The following is a 23,273-nucleotide window of genomic DNA, read 5'->3' as shown; positions in this document are numbered from 1 at the left end:
TATGAATTAAAAAGAACGTTTAAAAGTGATTTTGGTATCCGGCAGATTTTCTTTCAGTGCCATTATATCATTCAAACTCAGCTTAGTACCTACAACAGAGATTTCTTTCAGCTGTTTTAGTTTATAAATACTTTTAGGTAGAGATTGAATATCCGTATAATCCAGGTCTATCTCCTTAAGCTTGTTAAGCTTACTTAAATCTGGTAACTCGGTAAACCTGCCTGAAAGTCGAAGTTCCTCCAGGTTGGTCATATTACTAAGTCCGTTAGGTAGTTTAGTAATAGTATAATTTAAGGAAAGAGAAAGAACTACAGGGTTGGCATTCTCAAATAATTCCTGGAGATCACTGAATGAATATTCATTGCTTATTCCTGATTCGATAATTATTTTTTTGAAGTCTTTAAGCTGACAGTTTCTAATACTGGTAAGGCTTCTAAGTGCTCTTTCACCACATTCAGGTTCCCAAATCAATTTAAAGTTATAATCCAGATAGTACCAATTATTTCTTCTCACATTATCACTGTTTAATTGTACCTCTGTTGTAATAACAATCAGATCATCCAGGAAGGCCGCATGTGAGAAGTTGCCGGTAAATACAACTTCCCCGGTTTTATTAATAATAGATTTTTCTGAAGATTTATTCTCATTTGTGGTAACAACCGCAAAGCCATTATTAAAGAGACTTGCGCGTTTAAATTTAGTCTTAATTATTACTTTACCAGTAGTATCGATATAATTGGAATAGTATTCACCATTTTCATTTATTTCTTTAGGCGCTAATCCATTTGCAAAATTGCCATAGTAAGTATCACCAGATTCCGGACCAATCACCCAATCGCCTGTTTTATTTATATAGCCAGCCTTTCTATCTCTTATAGCGAAAGCTAATCCATTTTTGAATTCAAATAAATTACTAAAAACAGCAGGCGTAATATCTTTACCATTTTTATCCATTATTCCCAATAATCCATTATGCGAATAATTTGAAAGGCCTTCCGAAACCTGGTTACGCATAGCATAACTACTTCTGTGATCACCGACCGTGCTAATTCTATGTGTAGCCGGAATTGTTTCTTCTCCTTTTTCATTTAAGAAGGTAAATGTTCTGGAGGCAGCAGGAAATGCAACAGCCAAACCTTCGCTAAACCTCTGAATGCTTAAATAAATGAAAGGAGTAATCGGAGTAAGATTAAATCCCCAAAGCGCAGACTTCCCGGATTCATTCTCCACAGTGATACTGTTAGGATTTAATGCAACAATTTTAATTCCTTCAGGCAAGGGCGTAAATTTTCCATTTCTATCGCAGAGGCAATAAATTTTCTTATCCCCAATTCTCCGTTTAACACCGATATAATTACCTTCAAATATGTTGTCTTCGATGATCATCTGAGAAGCAAACGTTGTAATACTATCGAACACCAATTTTACTTCTCCCGCTTTATTGATTAGTGCGGGCATAATACAATCGTCCTTTCTGTAAATCGGGTACCATTTTTCAGGAACAGCAGGTTTGGCAGTAGAAGTTTTCTTCTGAGCAAAGATTGGCTCTGCTATCAATGAAAGCATAACAACCCAGAAAATGAAGTGATGGCGGTTCACTCTTTTCATAGATAAAATGACATTTGATTATTTTTCACTGTAATATTCAACACCTTTTTGATTGATGAAGTAGCTTACTCCATCCATATTGGTAACCAGCGCAAATCCACTGATTGCAGGTCTTTCTGCAAAAGGCAGAGCTTTTTTATATTTGAATGGTACTACTACAGTTCCATCTGTGTTGATATATCCGTATTTACCATCTTTTGCCCCTCTGATTAATCCGTTACTGTATACAGCATCAGTTAATACACCATCATATAATTTCATAAAAAAGGCATTTACCAGGAAGGATTCGGTTGATGTTTTAGTATTTTTTGTCAGAAGTAATATATTGCCGTACCCTTCCAGCTTTTCTATTTTATCGAATTCGAACGGGAGCTGTATCTTACCTGTAAGATCAAATATTCCCATTTTCTTATCCTTTTCCAGAATTAGCAAATCATTTCCACGGCCTATTGAGCCAATGAATTTATCATACTCAAACGGAATAATAACTTTACCTCCAGGATCAACCAATCCTATTTTTTGATTCTTGTTTTTCGCAAGCGCCAACTTTCCTTTATTAATTAGTTTTATAAAACTATCATAGTAACCAGAGGTGATTAAAACATTATTTTCAGCATCATACGTATAACCGTGTAAGCCGTTTTTATCTAAATTGTCATCCTTTTTTATTATTTGAGAGCTAACGGAGTAGCCAGAAATCAGGCCACTTCCCATTAGAATTTCTTCATAACCCGGAGTATCATCTTTCATATACTTGCCAGTTTCGGAAATAATAATTTTTTCCCCATTTAATTCCCCTTTAGCATAGTACATATTTCCGGACTCACTGAAAAACTCAACCTTTTCGAAGGTTGGCTGAATAACCATTTTTTTATTTACATCGGAAAAGCCCCATAGTTTACCTTTCAGGAATGGCACCAATAGTTTATGCTCACTGGAAGAATAGGCAGGAGCTTCATAAATTGGTTCGCCAATCTGGGAATAGGCATTCAGGTCAGATAAACATAAAGCTGCTACAATTACAGAGGCTGTCAGGCTTAGAATTCTCATATAGATAAGTTATTCGTTTAAATTATTTCTCACTAATAAATTCAACACCTTTATTATTGATAAAAAAGGTTTGACTATTGGTATTTGTGACCTTTGCAAATCCACGCACTGCAGGTAATTCACCAAATGGTCTTGCATTTACATACTTAAATGGAATCACTTCTTTTCCTGATCCATCTATATAACCAAAATATCCTTTACTTACGGCCATTATAAGTCCATCTCCATATTCGGCAAACAAAAGTTCGCCATCAAATAGTTTTTTATTGGAGGTATCTACCAGGTAGCTATGAGTTTCGAAAATCTCAGCAGGCTTGGTTAGCAGCAGACTGGTACCTGGTTTGTTAACTACTTCAATTGTTGCATAATCGAATGGAACAATGATATTATTATTAAGATCCACTACTCCAACTTTCCAGTTATTCTGGAGTATCAACAACTCATTATTTGCTCCGGCTACACCGATAAACTTATCGTAGTTAAAGGAAACAAGTATTTTACCAGCCGGATTAATTGCTCCTATCAGGCCTGTATGCTTATCTCTTACAACTCCGAATTTTCCATCATCAATCAAACTTTCAATACTTCTGTAGGTTGCCGATAATTTTAATTGTCTTTTCTCCTTATCATATTGGAAACCAGGTATAGTTGCATCTATGGTTACATTACGTCTGATTTGATCCATCAGTGGTTCTTCATCTACAAATATTTCGGTATCCGGAACTTTTATGCCAACAGTATTGCCATCAGCAGTTATTGTTGTTTTGCCATTATTGAGAATAACTTTAGCATAATAGGTATCCTTATATTCCATGAAGAATTCTGCTTTGTCGAATTTCGGTTCAATGACAATATTCTTATTAATATCGCAATAGCCCCATAGTCTTCCTTTGAGGAAAGGAACAAGCTCCCTGGCGGGCCTTTTGGAATTATCAATTGATTTTGATTCTATAATCCCAACATCAATCTGTGCAAAAGATACCTGATGAATAAAGCAACAGGAAAGAATTGCAAACAACAGAACAGAATAGTTTTTAGTGTACATAAACTAATTAGATTTAAAAAAAATTTTAGTATCAGGTAGCTGCTCTTTCAATTCCATAATATCATCCAGGCTCAGATTGGTATTTCTTACAGAGATTTGCTTTAGCTGTTTTAGGTTATAAATGCTTTTAGGCAGAGATTTGATACTGGTATTATCCAGATCCAGTACTTTTAGATTAGTGAGTTTACTTAAATCAGGTAACTCGGTAATGTAATTGCGCGATAGTTTCAGTATTTCAAGGTTGGTCATAGTACTAAGACCAGAGGGAAGTTTAGAAATTGAGGAATTAAGTTGAATTGAAAGTTCTATGGGATTAGCGTTTTCAAATAGTTCTTTCAGATCGTTCAGTGAATAGCTTTTGCAGATCTCTCCTTCAAAAATTATTTTTTTAAAGTCTTTAAACTTACATCCTCTTAAGTTATTAATGCTACTGAGTGTTTTTTCGGTACAATCGGGTTCCCAAACCGGTTTAAAGTTATAATCCAGATAATACCAATTATTCTTTCTAATGTTATCAGATGGGTCCTTGTCTTCAGTTTTGATAACTATTAAATCGTCCAGAAAATCGACCCAGCTCATCATACCTGTAAATACGATATTTCCTTTAGTGTTAATAACAGACCGTTCGTTAGGCTTATTCTGTTTGGTGGTCACAACTGCAAAGCCGTTTTCAAAGGAAGTTACCCGCTTAAACTTTTGTTTAATTGCAATCTGGCCGGTGGTATCAACAAAAGTGTAATACTCTTCTCCATTTTCTACTTTGCAGATAATAGACATACCATTACCAAAGGTGCCGGAATAAGTATTTTTATCTGGCCCCATTACCCATTTGCCTTTCTTATTGATGTATCCGCACTTATAATCTTTTGAAGCAAAGGCAAGTCCATTTTTGAAGTCCAATACAAAGTTGAAGATAGCGGGAGTAATATCTTTACCTTTTGTATCCATTATTCCCATTTTGTCATTTGAAACATATCCCACAATACCTTCAGAAACTCTATTGGTGCCTTTAATAGCACTAAGGCTTGCTTCATGAACCGGCTGAATTGTTTCTTCTCCTTTTTCATTTAACAGGGTAAATCCTGTGGAGCTAATAGGATGGGCAAGTAAATATCCTTCGCTATACGCAGCAATATATTTGTATTTAAAAGGGGTAAGTGGAGTAAGGTCAAATTTCCAGAGTGCATATTTTCTGTAGAGATTCGTAACAGTTATGCTATTGGGGTTGATCCCAACAATTTCGATATCTACCGGTAAAGGTGTCAGATTTCCTTTTCTATCGCACAGGTAATAAATTACGTCATTTCCGACTTTACGTTTTACGCTGATGTACTGGCCTTCAAATACATTTTCGATCACGCGGTTTTCGAATGCCAGTTTGATGGTGCTATCGAATGCCAGCTTTACTTCACCTTTTTTATTGATGAAGGCAGGCATACTGCAATCACCCTTTCTGTAAATCGGGTACCATTTTTCGGGATTGGAAGCTTTGGTTGTTGCTATAGTTTGGGCATAGATTGGCCCTATTACAAATGAAAGCATAACAACCCAGGAAATGAAGTGATGGCGGTTCACTTTTTTCATAGATTTTTATTTGCATTAAAATTTAAGTCGGGCATCAACTTACCAAGACCTTACGTTGAGTGGTAGACGTTAGCAACAGGTAAACAAAGTTTTTCTTTCTTTCAGTCAGGCTGCCGTACGAAAAAGTAGTCAGATCTTGGTTGCTGCACTGGCATTTGGATATGGCTCGGTACAGGATAATTACCCTACGTAATCATTTTCTCATAAATATTTGCCACAATATATAGCATAATACTCATATACAAACGCATATAACAAAAAAATAATAGAAAAGCCCCGCGAAGAATCGCGGGGCTTATTGTAACTATGTATCGTCGTATTTAGAATTACTTGTTTCGGATAACCACTACACCATCGAAAACATCAACGAGTACTGGTTTGGATTTATCGATATCTCCTGCCAGAATTTTCTTACTCAGCAGGTTGATTATTTCTTTTTGAATCAAACGTTTCAATGGTCTTGCACCAAATTGAGGATCATAACCTTGAACAGAGAGATACTCAATGGCATAATCAGAAAATTCCAATATCATGCCATTTTTAGCTACCATGTCTTTCAGTTGTTGTAATTGAATGTTAATTATTCCTTTAATTTCCTCTCTCATGAGTGGTTGGAACATAATAACCTCATCAATCCTGTTCAGGAATTCAGGGCGAATGGTCTGCTTAAGCAGGGTCATTACCTCTTCTTTAGTAGCATCCACTACTTCATCCCTGTTTTCGTCGTTTATCTTCTCAAAATTCTCCTGAATAACATGGCTACCCATGTTACTGGTCATGATAATGATAGTGTTCTTGAAATTCACGACCCTACCTTTATTATCGGTGAGTCTTCCGTCGTCCAACACCTGTAACAAAATGTTAAAAGTATCCGGATGTGCTTTTTCAATTTCATCGAGCAGGATTACTGAGTATGGTTTACGGCGCACAGCTTCAGTAAGCTGTCCACCTTCGTCATAACCTACATATCCCGGAGGCGCTCCCACCAGGCGGCTTACAGAGTGTTTTTCCTGGTATTCGCTCATATCGATACGCGTCATCATATTTTCATCGTCGAACAGGTATTCGGCCAATGCTTTAGCCAACTCTGTTTTACCGACCCCGGTTGTACCGAGGAATATGAAGGAACCTATTGGACGTCTCGGGTCCTGCAAGCCGGCCCTGCTACGGCGAATAGCATCAGATACAGCGATGATGGCTTCTTCCTGTCCTACTACTCTTTGATGCAATTCTTCTTCGAGATGCAGCAATTTATCTTTTTCGCTTTGCATCATTTTAGATACCGGGATACCGGTTGCCTTAGCAACATTTTCGGCTATATCTTCAGCATCTACTTCTTCTTTGAGCAAACGTTTGTGGTTGGCCGACATCTGATCCAGTTCTTCAGTCAGATCGGCTACCAGTTTTTCCTGTTCTTTTATTTTTCCGTACCTGATCTCGGCTACTTTACCAAAATCACCGTTTCTTTCTGCCTGTTCGGCTTCGAGTTTAAGGTTTTCGATATCGGATTTAGCATTTTGAATTTTGTCTACGATTTCTTTTTCTGCCTGCCATTTGGCTTTGAAAGTATTTCTCTCTTCACTTAATCTTGCGATCTCTTCACCGAGTTCTCTCAGCTTATCCTCATCATTTTCTCTTTTAATGGCTTCTCTTTCGATTTCGAGTTGTCTGATTCTTCTTTCCAGTTCATCCAGTTCTTCAGGCATGGAGTTCATTTCCAGCCTTAATTTGGCTGCGCTTTCATCGATCAGGTCAATTGCTTTATCGGGCAGGAAACGATCAGTGATATAGCGATGTGAAAGTTCCACGGCTGCGATGATAGCTTCATCTTTAATCAGCACATGGTGATGACTTTCATATTTTTCTTTGAGTCCACGTAAGATGGAGATAGCATCTTCAACAGAAGGTTCATCTACCATTACTTTCTGGAAGCGTCTTTCCAGTGCTTTATCTTTTTCGAAATACTTTTGATATTCATTCAGGGTGGTGGCACCAATTGCACGGAGCTCACCTCTGGCCAATGCCGGTTTGAGGATGTTAGCAGCATCCATAGCTCCTTCCATGGCTCCGGCACCTATCAGGGTGTGGATCTCATCAATGAAGAGGATGATTTCCCCATTGCTTTCAGCCACTTCCTTTACTACACCTTTGAGGCGCTCTTCAAATTCACCCCGATATTTAGCACCGGCCATCAACGCCCCCATATCAAGAGCGTAAATGGTTTTGGATCTCAGATTTTCAGGAACATCTCCGTTGATGATTCTATGGCCTAATCCTTCTACGATGGCAGTTTTACCAACACCTGGTTCACCAACCAGGATCGGGTTATTTTTGGATCGGCGGGAAAGGATATGCAGTGTTCTTCTGATTTCATCGTCACGCCCGATTACCGGATCGAGCTTTCCTTCCCTGGCCATTTCGTTCAGGTTCTTGGCATATTTCTGTAGGGTGTTGAATTGCGCACCACCAGTTTGGGAGTTGACGGTCTGACCTTTACGCAACTCGAGTATAGCTGCTTTCAAACCTTTTTCTGTAAGACCTGCGTCTTTTAGTAATTTGGCGGTATCGTCACTTCCCTGAAGGATTCCTAAAAGCAGATGTTCTACGCTTACGAATTCGTCTTTAAACTCTTTAATGTTCGCCCCTGCTCTGAGGATAGCGTTATTTGCGTCTCTGCTAAGCGATTGCCCGGCATCGCCACCGACTATTTTAGGATATTTTTGTAGTAGTTCATTCAGCTTGGTATTAACAAAAGAAAGATTTACATCATTCTTTTTTAACAGGTACTCGATAGGGCTGTCCTGGTCTTCCAGGAGGGCCTTAAGTAAGTGACCAGTTTCAATGGATTGGTTTTGATTATTAAAAGCAAGCTGTTGGGCTTGTTGTAATATTTCCTGTGATTTTATAGTGAAATTATTCAGATTCATATCTTCCTTTTTGATGATTTTCGAACGTTTATAGAAAACAACAAATCCTAATCCAATGTTCTACATTCGGAAATTATGACATATAAGTTAATTTTTTACTGCATTTTTTTCAGGTTGATGGGTTTTAAACTGCTATTTTTTCAGATTTGGGGGGCAAAATCCAAACAACAAAGGGTATAAGGATGTTAACCTATCATTCCTACATAGCAATAGGTGAATATTAAACCATAAGCCTTAACAAAATTTCTTCATCAATACAAAACCCTACAATTATGGCTTTCGACTTATTAGAGAGTGTAAAAAGTATTTTTGACAGTAATGTTATTAGCCAGGCCTCCTCACAACTTGGAGAGAGTGAAGGAGGAATACAAAAAGCATTGAGTGGGATAATACCTACTGTGCTGACTGGCTTGTTAAATAAAGCCGGATCATCAGGAGAAGCAGGTGGTTTGCTGAATATGGTAAAAGGTGTAGCGGACAATGCGAATCCTGCAGCAGTGACCGGTGCCATTCAAAGTGGCTCTGGCGGCTTAATCAGTAAAGGTTCAGAACTTTTACATAATCTGTTCGGCGATAAGGTAAATTCAATTATCGGAATGTTGTCGAGCTTTGCAGGGATCAAAGAATCTTCAGCTAATACACTGTTACAATCTGCAACACCGGCAACCTTAGGAACAGTCGGACAATATGCAACACAAAATAATCTTAATCCTTCCACTTTCCTTTCATTCCTTAATACGCAAAAAGACAATATCCTGAATGCAGTTCCAGGAGGTTTAAATCTTGCGGGTATCTTAGGATTGGGAAGCCTTGGAGAATTAGGAAAGAAAATGGGCAACCTGGTTAGTGGTGTAGGTCATTCCGCTACTTCAGCTGTGAATAGTGGCATCAATACAGCCAAACAGGGAGGTTCTAAGTGGATTTGGTCGTTACTCTTAATCCTTGTAGCAATAGTGCTTTTATGGTACTTAATGCGTGGTTGCGGAGGTAGTAAAAATGCCGCACCGGTGATGGATAGTGTTACTACCAGTCAATTGGTTGATTCTGCCACTACCCCGGTAGTCACTACTCCACCTGCACGGGAAAGTATTCAGGTTACATTACCGGATGGAACTGTACTGAATGCATATAAGGGAGGAATAGAAGACCAGCTTGTTGGATTCCTGAAAGATGACTCCAAAAAGCCTGGTAATGATATATGGTTCGATTTTGATAACCTGACATTTAAAACCGGTAGTGCTGAGATCACAGAGGAAAGTATGGTTCAGGTGAATAACATAGCTGCTATTTTAAAGTCATTCCCTAAAGCGAAAATTAAGATTGGTGGATATACCGATAAAACCGGAGATGAAGCAGCAAATATGAAGCTCTCTAAAGAACGTGCTGTTTCAGTAGAAGAAGCCCTGAAAAAAGCTAATACAAATCCGGCACAGTTGTTAGGCGCTGAAGGTTATGGCTCTAAATTCGCCAAAGCAGCAGCCAATGCTCCTGAAGAAGAAAGAAAAATGGACAGACATATTTCCGTTAGTGTACGAGAAAAATAAGCTTCTAAATACTAATAAACGAAGAAGGGGTTACCACGCTATGGTAACCTCTTCTTCGTTTATTGAAAGCTCATTTACTTTTTAACGAATACTATTTTAGCTTTATCGGCCTGGGATATAGCATTATAGAACTCAACCAATGCGGAGTAATCAGCAGGAGGATATTCACCAGCATAGTTTTCTCTATTCCTGATCATTACCAACTTGTTGTTGGTTACGATATATTGATTTGAATATTTTCCAAATTTAGTGCTCAGGTCTACATTCCCGGGCATACTTTCCGGTACATAACCAACTGGAAGATTAATATGTACAGTATCCGCTTCCCTGTATGATATTTTGATCTCTATAGTAGATTTTCTCGACTCATTTTTACTCAGGTTATAATTAGTTTGAGACAATAGATTAGGAGCAATAAAGATCCTTTTACCAGTAACAGATGCATAGTTATTTGCCTGTATCGTGAGGTTTTCCTGAATGGCCGGTATTAAAGCTGGCAATTCCCTGTACTCAAAACCGGTTACATCATAGCTCGAAAAACTTAAGTTCTTTCGCAAATAATCTAATTGTTTTTCTTTACTAAGCGCATGTAACCTATCGCTCAGGTCGTCTTGTTGCAAACCAGTATATAGTGTACTGGCTTTTAATGTAGCATCTCCTTCCTCATTAATAGTAGCATCAATATTCCGGATTTTGAGATTGTCTTTCAAACCATATGTTGGAGTACGAATTAACTTACTATTATTTTCATCTATAAAAAGTGCATATCTATTGTCTGTAAACTCACCTAAATAATTAACCGGTAAAGATTGACTGGTGCACTCTAACCATGTGGTGTCGTTTCCCTGTGGTACGCATAGAATAACATGATTGAATTGCCAGGATGGGAAATCCTCACGTATAGTATAATCTCCGGCTCCTGCTTTTATATTTACGGGATTTGATGGAATACCAACTTCCTTCAGCATTGCCATCATATAGTTTGTCAGTGCCTTACAGTCGCCATACCCTTTATTGGCTACTGATTCAGCATCCATAGACTGCATGCCGCCCACACCAATTTGCACGCCGATATATCTATAATTTTTTTGTAAATATTCGTAAAGGATTTTTATCTTTTCTTTGGAATCTGTTTGTCCATCTACTAATTTGTGTACGGTGGCTTTAATATTTGCTGGTAATACATCCCGACCTTTATCCAATTTATAAAAAAAATCTCCAAAGGTCTTCCAACTACTCAAATCTCCCTTTATTCCTCCATATTCAAACTCCTTAGCACCAAAATATACTGTAGGTAAAAGCTGATAATGCTTGCTGGTAAAATATTCCGACTTCGTAGCAGGGATGTCGTTAAGTTCCCATAGGTAGTTGGTTGTAGATTTATTTTGTGTAATCTGAGGTTTATCTTTAATCAGGTATTCTTTATAGTTTAACACAAAATCCTTTGGAGTTTCTACAGAAAGTTTAGCATGTTGCAGCGAACAATTGTAGCCTTTTTGAGGCCTCCAGACCGGTAAGAAAAGGGTGACTACTGAAGATTGTTCAATAGTATATTCAACTGTATACGGGTAACTGTTATAGTAAAAGCTATGCACCTTTACTCTATTATCTGTCATCAGACTTGAATTATCAACAGCGCTATAATCCTTTATTTCACTATTCTTCAGACGTTTTACCTGTGCACCATACTCATCATACAAAACACCGCTAATAGATCTGATAGAACTAAGTTTATCATACCCGACTATGAATTCAGCAGCTTCAGCCCCTTCTTCATTAAGAATGGTAATGACATAATGGTGTGTCTTTCTCATATCAGATAAACTTCTGATCTGCACCTCCAATTCATCCAGCCTGACCACTACGTTTGCATTCTGTCTCAGGTTTAAAGGAATATCAGCAACAGCATAGTTTGGGCCTGATGCCGCAACAAAATTTGGCAAAAGAAATATAAGGCAACAAATAACCCTAAAGAATAAAGACATATTATTTTTTCTTTTTCAGAACGATTTGCTCATTCAGTTTTTTTATTACAAGATCAAAGAAGCTACGCAGGGCGGTATATTCATCAGGTTCGAAATACGCTTTCTTTAATTGCAGTCGGAATTTGAATTGAATCCGATTTTCGAACTGACTGATCAGATATTCGAAAGACCCATCCTTATCGCTTAAAGTAGCTCTGGCAGATTTAGGTAACTCATCAACTTCATAATCATCCGGAATGGTGAGATTTAAGGTATAAAGCTCATCGTTTACAAAAGGCATTTCTACAGGAAACTTTCTTTCCATAGCCATAAATGGATTTTTTTGCTGCCTGTCAATCATAACAGGATTGAAATAGATCAAATCTGCATTATTATCGAAATTTGTCTTAAATTGATAGTTTATCATTAAAGGAACCTCTAAACTATCTAACTCTTCAAATTGCATTTCAGACGCTACAATTCCGTTATGCTCCTTATTATATTTCTCCAAAAATTTCTCTTTTCCAATTGAGGCTACTTTTTCCCGAAGATCGATTGAAGAGAAATAGGAAGGCTTCTGGAATATAAACCCTTTTAATTGTCCGTCCTCTATGGCAGTAACCGTAGCAGATGTAATTGTTTGCTCGAAAAGGGAATCTGCGCTCAGCATAACCATTTCTCCGGTAGCATCTACCCTTCTGGCTCCGCCATTATAGCATTCCACGGGTAATTTCCCAAAGCCTAACCAAGGTGTAGCAGCATCCAGCAAAACATATTTATCTGCATAATATAATCCTACTATCGTATAATTAAAGTGGGTATAAAGGGGATACTGCTGAAAAACATATCCATTATCACGCGTACTTAAAACAAGGGGATGTGCATTAAAACCTGCATTCAACAACATTGCAGTAAGGAGGAGATTAATTTCAGTAACATTTCCTTTTTTACTGTTGAATGTTGTTTTAAGTGATTGATTGGTCCAGATTTTATCATCTCCGGTTACTACAAAATTATCACGTACCCATTGATAAATATTTCTGGCCATTCCTTCTTCATCAGTAGATTTTGCAGTAAGCTCTTTTACTTTTGAAGTAAGGAAATAGTTATCTTCTTTCAAACAGGCACCCATATCCTTGTCTTCCAGCAAGCTTTTCATCAGCTCTGGCCAGGTACTTTCCGTAGGTTTCTTATCCCGATCCGGCAAATTAATTGCTGATAATTGAAACTCTATCTGACTAAAATAATTATCAAGTGTAGTAATAAAATTTTCGTGGTGGATAGATGGTACATCTTTCAATGCCCAGGTATATTTACCAACTGTTGGAGATGCAGTATAAGTCTGATTGGTCATTATCCCTGCACTTGATTTGTCCTGGAAGGAAAAGGTTTGCCTGCTCACCTCCCGGGTTTTCACTTCAAATTTTTCAAACCCCTGCTGCACCTGAATATAGTCGAAATACTCCGGGATAGCGACTTTATACTCACTCCACAAACGTGGGTATTGCCCTTGAAAACGCCAGGATCTCAGATGATGAAAATAGGGTGAAGAGATTGTATAACTGTATTCAATAATAGAACCTTCCTTCACATTGGGAAGTGCAAAACGTTTATTGGTAAAATCCTTATCTACTTTCTCGGTGAACACACTTTTGCTGTCCATTGGTGTTTCTACGATCTCGTTATTCACCAGGTTATAGGTAGAAGCTTTCAGGTTAAGCAACTCCTCATCTTTTTCACCGCCCCGGTAAAGGGTTAGTTTATGCCTGGCTTCATCAAGACCAAATTTATCGATGATCTTAATTCTACGATGTACTCTGTAGATTAGTTTAAACCAGTTGCCTTCTGATTCGAATTGGGAACTTCCGATTTCAGTAAGGATGATGGCATGAGCACTTGTATCATCATTAAAGGAATTGATAGCAAATTCTTCTTTGGATACTTTACCGAACTTCATCTTGCTTCCAGTCTGAGCATAGGTGGAAACAGAAAACAAACAAATCAGGATAACAAAAATTGGCTTCATATAGTACAGGGAAAGTTAATTGTGGGCAAATATAATCAATAACTCGAATTGCATAGAATCACTCTATAAAAACGTAATTTTGCGGAGATGAGTCCAACCCGGTACATAAAGCAGCTTGCCACCACATTGGGATTTGATTATTGTGGGATAGCCGAAGCAACCTTACTCGACGATGACGCGCGGCGGCTCGAGAGTTGGTTGAATAAGGGTATGCATGGCAATATGCAGTACATGGAAAACCACTTCGATAAGCGGATCGACCCACGAAAACTTGTTGATGGGGCTAAATCGGTAATTACCCTCTTATTCAACTATTATCCTTCCGAGCAGCAAAGAAGTGATGCGCCCCAAATTTCTAAGTATGCATACGGGCAAGATTATCATGAAGTAATCAGAGAGCGGTTGAAAACCATGCTAGCGCAGATGCAGGAAAAATTTGGTCAGGTTCAGGGAAGAGGGTTTGTAGACTCTGCCCCTGTTTTAGAGCGGGCCTGGGCAAAACGTAGTGGTTTGGGATGGATAGGAAAAAATGGTAATCTGATTCATAAGCAGGCCGGGTCCTTTTTCTTTATAGCTACCTTGATTACGGATCTCGAATTAGAGTATGACGGGCCGGTTGCAGATTTTTGCGGAACCTGTACCCGTTGCCTGGATGCCTGTCCTACAGCCGCGTTGGTGGCACCGGGAGTTGTGGATGGAAGCCGTTGTATTTCCTATTTCACAATAGAACTAAAGGAACAGCTGATTCCTGATCAGATGCAAGGCAAATTTGAAAATTGGTTTTTTGGTTGTGATACCTGCCAGGATGTTTGTCCCTGGAACAGGTTTTCAAAGGCTAATAAGGAGGAGGCGTTTACTCCTTTACCAGCCATCCTGAATTTTAGTACGGCCGACTGGGAAGAGATGACTGAAGAGTCGTTTAAGGAAATATTCAGGCATTCGCCACTAAAGAGAAGCAAATTTGCAGGCATTCGCCGAAATCTTCGGTTTTGGCAGGATGGACACTCTACATAAGTTTTTATCTGTCAGATAATCTGACCATTAAAGTTATCCAGATTAAAAATTATTGTTAAAATGACGAGTTTCACAACTTTTTTCAAAGATTGTTTAATGATTTCTTGACAATCCTTCCGCCTTCCCCTACTTTTGTAGTGACTTTTCGTTTATTTACGTCGTTTATTAAATTTTTTTAAATTGAAATTGGTAGAACTCATTAATCATCAGGGTTTACCACATCAAAACAAATCGTAATAAAGTCAGTACGGTATATCAACAAGCCAGCTTCTAACTACATATCATGATAATTATAGAGAAAAGCTACACTTGATGTAACGTAAACGAGTATAAGAAAGAGAATAAATTTTTCATATCAGATATGTCTGAATTTATGTCTAAACTGCCCCTTTTTGAGTCTTTTTATGGTAGTTTGAATAAAATTTGTGAGAAGGAGATTGTGAAGAGAACCAGCTATAAGCATATATTTCAGACAGATATTAACTTTTTATGGACCTGAGTGCCATAACGTGGAATTTTAGCAATAAAGGTCGAATTCTTTCGACCTTTCATTTTTTCCGGCAGTGCAGGTGATTATAAGCAGCCATTTAATTTTACTATATTTCGGATCTACAACATCTTCCTGTCATGGAACTTAAAGTTTTAACATTACCTGGATTAAATGGTTCAGGTCCTACTCACTGGCAATCTGTCTGGGAAAATACACTACCAGGAATTTTGAGAATAGAGCAATCGAATTGGGATACTCCGGTGCGTAGTGAATGGGTAGCAACAGTAGAGCAAGTAGTAGCTGCCAGCGGACCAGATGTAGTTATTGCAGCACATAGCCTGGGCTGTATTACAATGGCTCACTGGGCCGCACAAACGAAATTAAAAATAAGAGCTGCTTTACTGGTAGCTCCTGCCGATGCAGAACGACCAGGCTTCCCGCCGGAAGCCACCGGCTTTTCACCAATACCACTAATGCGTTTGCCTTTTAAAAGTATTGTTGTTGCCAGCAACAACGATCCTTACTGCAAACTGGAACGTGCCATGTACTTTGCCGAAAACTGGGGCAGCCGATTCGTTAATGTAGGAGCAAAAGGACATATCAACAGCCAGTCGGGGCTTGGAGATTGGCAGGAAGGCCAACATCTTTTAGAGGAATTAATTCACAACTGGCCAACCCTTTAACCCTTAACAAAAAGGTAAACCAGTGATTGGCTGATATCATCTTTTAGTTACTACCTTCGCAATCTTTTCAACATTTCCAGGAAACAATGAAGAAACTTCTCCCATGGGTATCTGCCGTGTTACTGTTGTCGAACGCCCAGGCACAAGACAAACAGTATACTATGGCACAGGCTCATTCGCACAACGACTATGAACGCGCCACTCCATTTTATGCTGCAGCTGCCTTGAATTTTGGGTCTATAGAAGCCGATATTCATCTACAAAACGGTGTTCTGTATGTGGCACACGACAGCAGAGATATTGATCCTTTCAGAACCTTTGAAGCACTTTACCTACAGCCGGTTATCAGACAATTCGCATTATATAAAGGCAAACCGTATGCCGACGGTAGTCCGCTTCAACTATTGATCGACCTGAAGACTGAAGGTACTCCTACCCTACAGGCATTACAAACTTTGCTTACACCATACAAACAGTATTTCGACAGAAAAGCTAATCCCAATGCCGTAAAGATTGTGCTTTCCGGAAATCTTCCACCGATGAGCGACTGGCAGAAGTTTGATCAGATTTTTTATTTCGACGGAAGACCAGACAGCACCTACCCTGCATCTGTTAAAGACCGGGTAGCCATGATTAGTGTGAGTTTTGATCATTACAGCAGATGGAATGGAAAAGGAACGATGATACCTTCAGAGCTGCAAAAAGTAAAGGCAGTAATAGACCAGGTACATCAACTGGGATTCCCGTTTCGTTTCTGGGGAGCCCCGTCTACTAAATCATGTTATTTCAAGCTAATGGATTTAGGAGCAGACTGGATAGGAACTGATTACCCAAGCGAGCTTTATGATGTAATGCATAATACCGCAACTACTACCGTAAGTAATCTGCCAGTTCATAACGTATACACCCCTACGTATGCCAGTGATGCAACTAACATAAAATCGAAGAATGTAATTCTGATGATTGGTGATGGAACAGGTCTGGCACAGCAGTTTGCAGGATACACAGCAAATAAGGGAGCTTTAAACCTGTTTCTGATGAAGCAACTGGGGTTATCCAAAACCCAATCTGTTGATAATTATCATACCGATTCAGCAGCAGGAGGTACAGCGATCAGTAGTGGCCATAAAACGAATAATGGAGTAATCGGGCAAGATAATACCTATGTTGCCGTACCAGTTATTCCGGAGCTGCTGGCACCAAAAGGAATAAAAAGCGGAGTAATTGTAACGGAAGAAATTACGGGCGCTACACCAGCATCCTTTTATGGGCATACCAGGAGCCGTGATAGTGTAGCAACCCTGGCACATCAGCTTCTGAAAAGCAACATACAATTAGCAGTTGGAGGAGGTAAAGAACAATTGGACGCTGAGCTCAGAGAGAGTCTGACTTCTTCCGGAGTAATTTTTTATGATAATCTCGATACCTGGAATACCGGGAAGAATGAAAGAACGATGGTGATTTTGTCGGATAAGGTAGTTACCACCATGAGAAATGGCAGGGGCAATTATCTGACAACCGCATTACGCAAGGCATTACAGCAATTAAGCAAAGGCAAAGGGTTCTTCTTAATGGTAGAGGGTTCGCGGATAGATAATGGAGGACATAGTAATGATCTCGATTATTTAGTGAGGGAAATGCTGGATTTTGATGAAGCCATAGGCGAAGCATTGAAATTTGCAGATGCAGACAAACAGACAACCGTAATTGTAACAGCGGATCATGAAACAAGTGGGTTGGCATTAATGGATGGAGAAATATCCAAAGGTTGGTTGCGCGGTCATTTTGCTACCAATGATCATACAGGCATTCCTGTGATGGTATTCGCCTATGGGCCAAACTCACAGCTCTTCAGAGGAGTATATGAGAATAATGAGATCTTTAGAAAAATACTGGCATGCTACGGTAAGTAGCAGGTTACTTCAGATTTCCGGGATCAGTTACAAAATTGAGGAATGAGTTGAACTTCGCATTATACTTTCGTTTATCCAGTTTATAATAGAAAGCACCTCTTTTTGAACTAAGTCTTTCTTTATCCTTTTGTTTAATCAAAAGGCCTGTGGACAAGATTTTCCGGCTAAAGTTACGTTTATCGAAAGTTACATCATAAACTGCCTCAAAGAGTAGTTGTAACTGTGGGATAGTGAATTTGCTAGGCAGTAATTCAAACAGTATTGGGTGGATTGCTGCCTTGTATCTTAACTTCTCCTTAGCCATGTTTACCATCTCCACATGGTCGAAAATCAGATCTGGGAGGGCATCCAGGCTAACCCATTCAGCTTTATATTCGTCGGTTAGTTGCTGAACATACTGATTGATATCTATTAGAGCAAAATAGGTAACAGAGATGGTTCTTTCTACCGGGTCGCGTTCCGGCTCACCGAAAGCGAATAGTTGTTCCATATATACACCTTCCAGCCCTGTTAGTTTATGAAGGATACGGGCAGCTGCAGATTCGAGCCCTTCGCCGGGTTGTACGAACCCTCCCATCAGGCTCCATTTATTCTTCTGTGGTTCGAATCCACGTTTAATAAGCAGCAGCTTGAGTTTTTCACCATCAAACCCGAAAATAATACAGTCTACCGCCACCAACATTCTCGATTGCCCTGAGTAACGTGTCATACAGCAATTTTTATGTAAGGCAGTAATTTATGGTACCTGCCTGATATTAGAAAATATAGTTGTTGAGCCTATAATAATTGTTGCAACACAGGATCAGTATAATCATTAATGAAAGCGATTGCATTATGATAAGCATCAAATTCATCACGAGTATGCATGGTCGTTAATACTACCGATTGCATTTTTGCATTCTCAGCTGCTTCAACACCTTTAGGCGCATCTTCAAATACAATGCATTGGGAAGGATCGGCCCCAATGGCTTCCGCACATTTCAGGAAAACCTCAGGATCGGGTTTGCTGCTGGCAACATCTTCCGCGCTGATTACAGCTTTAAAGTAGTGACGGATATTGAGGTTATCGAGTACAAAATCTATATTGAACCTGTTGGCGGCAGTACCTATAGCCATTGGAATACCGGCTTTAGCAGCTTTGTCTAAAAATTCGGAAAGGCCTTTAATCAGCGTTAGATGTGGTCTGAAAGCCTCCTGGTAGAGCACTTCTTTTTCGTGTGCAATTTCCATCATCTGAGGCATAGTAAAATGATCTTTACCAAATATGCGCATGAGCAGTTCTTCATTTTTGCCATACATATGGCCTCTCACCTGTTCTTTGGTTAGATTTGCCCCCAAGCGCTGTAACATATTGAACCAACCCTCCAAATGATACTGCATATCATCGATCATTGTTCCATTCATATCAAATATGAACGCTTTACTTTTTTCTTTCATGGCGCCAAATTAAACATTTGCCAGAAAAAAGTATGAGATAAGAAGTTATAAAAATTGTAAAGATGAGTGTTATATTTGGGCAACGCCAAAATCCAGGGAGTTTTTAAATTCGTAAATCAGTTGGCTCCGTCAATTAATATTGTTAAACTCAAAAAAACATTATGGATATTATTCATAGAAACAATATTCACGTTATTGGAAATTTGAATGCCCCATCAACACTTATTCTGAATCATGGTTTTGGATTGGATCAAACTTGTTTTAAGGACATAATACCGGCTTTTGAGCAAGACTATAAAATAGTTTTGTTTGATAATGTTGGCGGAGGAAAATCAGATATTAATGCGTTTAGTCCTAAGCGTTATGAAACCATCAATGGATACGCCACAGATCTTGCAGAAATCATTACAGCGCTGGAGTTGAGTAATATCAATTACCTGGGGCATTCTGTAAGTGGTATGACAGGTGTATTAACCTATACTCATTATCCTGAGCGCTTCAGTAAGTTGATGTTGCTAGGTTCAAGCCCCCGTTATCTGAATGAGCCCACCACCAATTATGTTGGTGGTTTTGATATTCCTACACTCAACAGTTTATTTGAGGCCATGGAAAATAATTATCATGCCTGGGCAGCTGGTTTTGCAAAAGCAGTAATGCGGCATGAGGATAAGCCTGAACTGGCCGAAGAGTTTGCCAGGAATCTGGAGAAGATCAGACAAGATATAGCCATTGTAGTAGCAAAGGCAATATTTTATCTGGATCATCGCTTCGAACTCCCGAAGATTCATGTACCTACCCTGGTTATGCAAACGGCCGAAGATATTGCAGTACCAGCTGTGGTAAGTGAGTATATGGAGGCTCATATTCCGGACTGCCGACGTATAAAAATCCATACAGAAGGCCACTTTCCGCAGATTACTGCACCACATGAAGTGATTGCAGCTATTCAATCATTTCTTTAATTAATCATTAATCGCATCAGTGTTGTGAGTACCTGGGTCCGCAAAGCGCTCGATTTCGTAAATCAAACCGGTAATTTAAATAAAGACAAGCCGGCTTCTAATATTTGGATGAGCAATTTACAGTTGGTCAGACAAACAACAGAAGCAGATATTATTCTGCTGCTTGATTTTGAGGATGAAGAAACCGCCAAGGTAAAATTCAGTTTACCTGGTAGTTTCAATGACTTTATCCTAACCCCTACGCCTATTCAGCAACTAATAAGGAGAAACGGTTCAAAAATCCTTTATTGGGATGAGATACCGGCCTTAGGTTACCAGCTAATGAAAGATATCCTGAAGGGTATTAGTTCTCTGGTGCTGATACCTCTTAATTCTATGTCGACGGAAAGTGTGTTGTTGATAGGGTGGGAATCGGGGCAGGATTTTAATTCCGACTTCAAGGACTGTATTGAAACTATAAAAATACGGTTGAAGGAAACGAAGGAGCAAACGAGGCAGTTAACCTATTTTCAAAAAATAGCTATACGTTATTCAGCCATTTTGCATCATATACCGCATGCATTGGTATTTGTGAATAGTGATGGCTTTACCGGCTGGGTAAATGATGAAGCGGCAGCGCTTTTACGGCTTGCCAGTCCGGGCGATCAGTTGCCGGCTATTTTATCTGATGCGATGACGCAGCTCCGGGATAGGGCAATTAATAGGGAAGAAATCTATAAGAAGGCGATACGGTTATTTTCGTATATGGAAACCGTTACCAACTGGGAATGGCAGATGGAGGACAGGAATTTACTGGTTTCCTGCATTCCGATAGATATGCAGCAATTGAGCGGTAGGTTATGGATTTTTGAAGAAAGGAATAAATAAATTTGGAAAATAAACACTGTTCAGTATATTTGCACTGTAAACAATTCTAATTTGGGAATAGTAGAAAGAAAAGAGCGCGAAAAAGCGGAGATGCGCAGGCGAATAGCGGATGTAGCTATCAAAATGTTTGTTGAGGAGGGGTACGAAAAGGTATCTATTCGCAATATTGCAGACAAAATAGAATATAGTCCGGCTACGATCTATCTTTATTTTAAGGATAAGGACAGGTTATTGTATGAAGTACAAACAGAGGCGTTTCATAAACTTACTGATCATTTTAGGGATAAAATAACTGATAAGGATCCATTTAAGCGGTTAGAGCAGCTTGCAATGGCCTATATCGGGTTTGCATGGGAAAACCCTGAATTGTATGATCTTATGTTCATTATTAAAGCTCCCATGAATGCTATTCCGGAAGAAGAAAGGTGGGAAGGTGGAGATGGTTCTTATCTTGCACTGTTAGACCTTGTGAATGAGTGTGTTGAGAAAAAGGTGATCAAATACACAGACCCAAATTTGGCTGCGATGTCTATGTGGGCCTTTGCACACGGTTTGATCAGCTTACAATTAAGAGGCCGGTGTTTGAAAGCTACCAGTTACACAGTGGAAGATCTTCCGCAAGTAATTGAAAAAGCGGCGCGGGAATTTCTAAATAATATGAAAGCATAAATATTAAAAAGGCAATGGCCTTTTTTTTAACAGGAATATTAAACACCGTTCAGTATATCAACATCGATTAATAAAAGCCAGAGGCTTTATTTTTTTCGATACCACTAAACACCGTTCACTATGTATACGTCAATCAAAAAAGGAGCATTGTTAATAAGCCCGATGCTGCTTTTCTTTCTTCAAACATTCGCGCAACAAAATATACTCGATGAGTATATACAGGTAGCCTTTCATAACAACAAAGGCCTTAAATCACAACAGTTTGAGCTAACCCGGTCTATGCTGGCACTACAGGAAGCCAGAAGCCTCTTCGGCCCCAATGTGGCTGTTCTCGGTTCCTACACCAAATCCAAAGGGGGCAGAACCATCGACTTCCCCATCGGCGATTTAATGAACCCTGTATACAGCAGCCTGAACCAACTTACCAATAGTCATCAATTTCCAACCCTCAGCAACGTCTCCTTTCAACTCAATCCGGAAAACTTTTACGATGCGAAAGTAAGGGCCAGTCTGCCGCTCATCAATGCCGAAATCTATTACAATCAGAAAATAAAGCAGCAACAAATATCTCAACAACAGGCCGCTCTCAATGTATACAAACGTGAGTTGGTTAAAGACATAAAATCTGCGTATTTCCAATACTACCAGGCGTTTCAGTCTGTAGATATTTACAGGAATGCCATGCTTCTAATTAATGAAAACATTCGCATCAATGAAAGCATGGTGAAAAATGGTGTAAGAAATAATACCGCAGTTTATCGCGCCCGTACAGAACAGGAGAAAATTATTTCCGACATCAATCAGGCCGAAAATAACAGACGTAACGCCCAGGCTTACTTCAATTTCCTCTTAAACAGAGACCTGGAATCCGATATTACTTTAGACAGTACCCTGCTTGGAATTCGGGTTGCATTACCAGCGAAGGACATTAATGGCCGTGAGGAATTACAACAGTATAAAAGCGCCACCACAGCCTATCAGCTTAACGAAAAAATGCAACGTTCCTACCTAATCCCCAAGCTCAATACATTTGTTGATCTCGGCTCCCAAGGTGCTATGGCCCACTTTAACCAGGATACCCGCTACTACCTGATTGGTGTAAACCTGGAATGGAACATCTTTTCTTCAAACAAACAAAAATACCGCATACAACAAGCCAGTAACCAGGTACATGAAATAGTAAATGAAACAGCTAAAACTCAGGATGCACTTGAACTACAGCTATATCAGACTACCCAGAATTATCAGACAGCCCTGGCAAATATGCAGGCAGCTAAAAGTCAGCTTGCCTTCTCTGAAAAATACTACCGCGATCAGCTAAAAGTTTACAAGGAAGGCCAACTTCTCTATCTCGAACTATTGGATGCGCAAAACCAATTAACGCAGGCCCAACTTAAAAATACCATTGCCCTCGCCGCAGTACAAACGGCTTATGCAGCCGTAGAACGTGCGGTAGCTGGTTACGATATCAACGATCATCAACAATAAAA

The 23,273-nt window shown here is 39.2% G+C and carries 17 protein-coding genes; 8 read left to right on the top strand and 9 right to left on the bottom strand.

Annotation, left to right across the window (positions count from 1 at the left end; translation table 11 throughout):
• Positions 1-6 precede the first annotated feature (6 nt).
• From DVR12_RS01155 to clpB, 5 genes are all read right to left on the bottom strand, one after another.
• Positions 7-1,608, bottom strand: coding sequence for a WG repeat-containing protein (locus tag DVR12_RS01155; RefSeq protein WP_116973619.1), 1,602 nt, complete (start codon positions 1,606-1,608; stop codon positions 7-9).
• Positions 1,609-1,626: 18 nt separating this feature from the next.
• Positions 1,627-2,658: a WG repeat-containing protein gene (locus tag DVR12_RS01150; RefSeq protein WP_116973618.1), complete on the bottom strand. Its 1,032-nt coding sequence runs from the start codon at positions 2,656-2,658 to the stop codon at positions 1,627-1,629.
• Positions 2,659-2,680: 22 nt separating this feature from the next.
• On the bottom strand, positions 2,681-3,703 hold the full coding sequence (locus tag DVR12_RS01145) for a WG repeat-containing protein (RefSeq protein ID WP_116973617.1): 1,023 nt from the start codon (positions 3,701-3,703) through the stop codon (positions 2,681-2,683).
• A gap of 3 nt (positions 3,704-3,706) precedes the next feature.
• On the bottom strand, positions 3,707-5,287 hold the full coding sequence (locus DVR12_RS01140; RefSeq protein WP_116973616.1) for a WG repeat-containing protein: 1,581 nt from the start codon (positions 5,285-5,287) through the stop codon (positions 3,707-3,709).
• Positions 5,288-5,613: 326 nt separating this feature from the next.
• A complete protein-coding gene (gene clpB, locus DVR12_RS01135; protein WP_116973615.1) occupies positions 5,614-8,214 on the bottom strand; it encodes an ATP-dependent chaperone ClpB in 2,601 nt (866 codons plus the stop codon).
• A gap of 272 nt (positions 8,215-8,486) precedes the next feature.
• Between clpB and DVR12_RS01130 the strand changes: the two genes are divergently transcribed.
• The gene (locus DVR12_RS01130; protein WP_116973614.1) at positions 8,487-9,758 is read left to right on the top strand and encodes an OmpA family protein; all 1,272 of its coding nucleotides are present in this window, start codon (positions 8,487-8,489) and stop codon (positions 9,756-9,758) included.
• Between the two features lie 74 nt (positions 9,759-9,832).
• Here DVR12_RS01130 and DVR12_RS01125 read toward each other — a convergent pair whose 3' ends face one another.
• The gene (locus tag DVR12_RS01125; protein WP_116973613.1) at positions 9,833-11,743 is read right to left on the bottom strand and encodes a DUF3857 domain-containing protein; all 1,911 of its coding nucleotides are present in this window, start codon (positions 11,741-11,743) and stop codon (positions 9,833-9,835) included.
• Between the two features lies 1 nt (position 11,744).
• Entirely contained in the window at positions 11,745-13,748 is a 2,004-nt protein-coding gene (locus DVR12_RS01120; RefSeq protein ID WP_116973612.1) for a DUF3858 domain-containing protein, read from the bottom strand.
• Between the two features lie 87 nt (positions 13,749-13,835).
• On the opposite strand from DVR12_RS01120, the gene queG reads away from it, so the two are divergent.
• The 3 genes from queG to DVR12_RS01105 all read left to right on the top strand — a co-directional run bounded on the left by queG (position 13,836) and on the right by DVR12_RS01105 (position 17,848).
• On the top strand, positions 13,836-14,762 hold the full coding sequence (queG, locus tag DVR12_RS01115) for a tRNA epoxyqueuosine(34) reductase QueG (RefSeq protein ID WP_116973611.1): 927 nt from the start codon (positions 13,836-13,838) through the stop codon (positions 14,760-14,762).
• A 627-nt stretch (positions 14,763-15,389) separates the two neighbouring features.
• Positions 15,390-15,935, top strand: coding sequence for an RBBP9/YdeN family alpha/beta hydrolase (locus DVR12_RS01110; RefSeq protein WP_116973610.1), 546 nt, complete (start codon positions 15,390-15,392; stop codon positions 15,933-15,935).
• Positions 15,936-16,021: 86 nt separating this feature from the next.
• Positions 16,022-17,848 carry an alkaline phosphatase gene (locus DVR12_RS01105; RefSeq protein ID WP_116973609.1) on the top strand — a complete coding sequence of 609 codons (1,827 nt, stop codon included), beginning with the start codon at positions 16,022-16,024 and terminating at the stop codon, positions 17,846-17,848.
• Between the two features lie 4 nt (positions 17,849-17,852).
• Here DVR12_RS01105 and DVR12_RS01100 read toward each other — a convergent pair whose 3' ends face one another.
• Together DVR12_RS01100 and DVR12_RS01095 are read right to left on the bottom strand one after the other, a co-directional pair.
• Positions 17,853-18,557 (bottom strand): NUDIX hydrolase, encoded by a 705-nt coding sequence (locus DVR12_RS01100; RefSeq protein WP_116973608.1) that lies wholly within the window; start codon positions 18,555-18,557, stop codon positions 17,853-17,855.
• A 68-nt stretch (positions 18,558-18,625) separates the two neighbouring features.
• Entirely contained in the window at positions 18,626-19,285 is a 660-nt protein-coding gene (locus tag DVR12_RS01095) for an HAD family hydrolase (protein WP_116973607.1), read from the bottom strand.
• 161 nt (positions 19,286-19,446) lie between these two features.
• On the opposite strand from DVR12_RS01095, the gene DVR12_RS01090 reads away from it, so the two are divergent.
• From DVR12_RS01090 to DVR12_RS01075, 4 genes are all read left to right on the top strand, one after another.
• A complete protein-coding gene (locus DVR12_RS01090) occupies positions 19,447-20,247 on the top strand; it encodes an alpha/beta fold hydrolase (RefSeq protein ID WP_116973606.1) in 801 nt (266 codons plus the stop codon).
• A 24-nt stretch (positions 20,248-20,271) separates the two neighbouring features.
• On the top strand, positions 20,272-21,114 hold the full coding sequence (locus DVR12_RS01085) for a hypothetical protein (RefSeq protein WP_116973605.1): 843 nt from the start codon (positions 20,272-20,274) through the stop codon (positions 21,112-21,114).
• 51 nt (positions 21,115-21,165) lie between these two features.
• Positions 21,166-21,783, top strand: a complete 618-nt coding sequence (locus DVR12_RS01080; RefSeq protein ID WP_116973604.1) for a TetR/AcrR family transcriptional regulator — start codon at positions 21,166-21,168, stop codon at positions 21,781-21,783.
• A 120-nt stretch (positions 21,784-21,903) separates the two neighbouring features.
• On the top strand, positions 21,904-23,271 hold the full coding sequence (locus tag DVR12_RS01075) for a TolC family protein (protein ID WP_116973603.1): 1,368 nt from the start codon (positions 21,904-21,906) through the stop codon (positions 23,269-23,271).
• Positions 23,272-23,273 lie beyond the last annotated feature (2 nt).

The sequence above is a fragment of the Chitinophaga silvatica genome, from assembly GCF_003419895.1.
In the GTDB taxonomy this organism is placed as follows: domain Bacteria; phylum Bacteroidota; class Bacteroidia; order Chitinophagales; family Chitinophagaceae; genus Chitinophaga; species Chitinophaga silvatica.
Note: the sequence above shows the minus strand (reverse complement) of the source record. Positions and strands in the feature narration are given on the sequence as shown.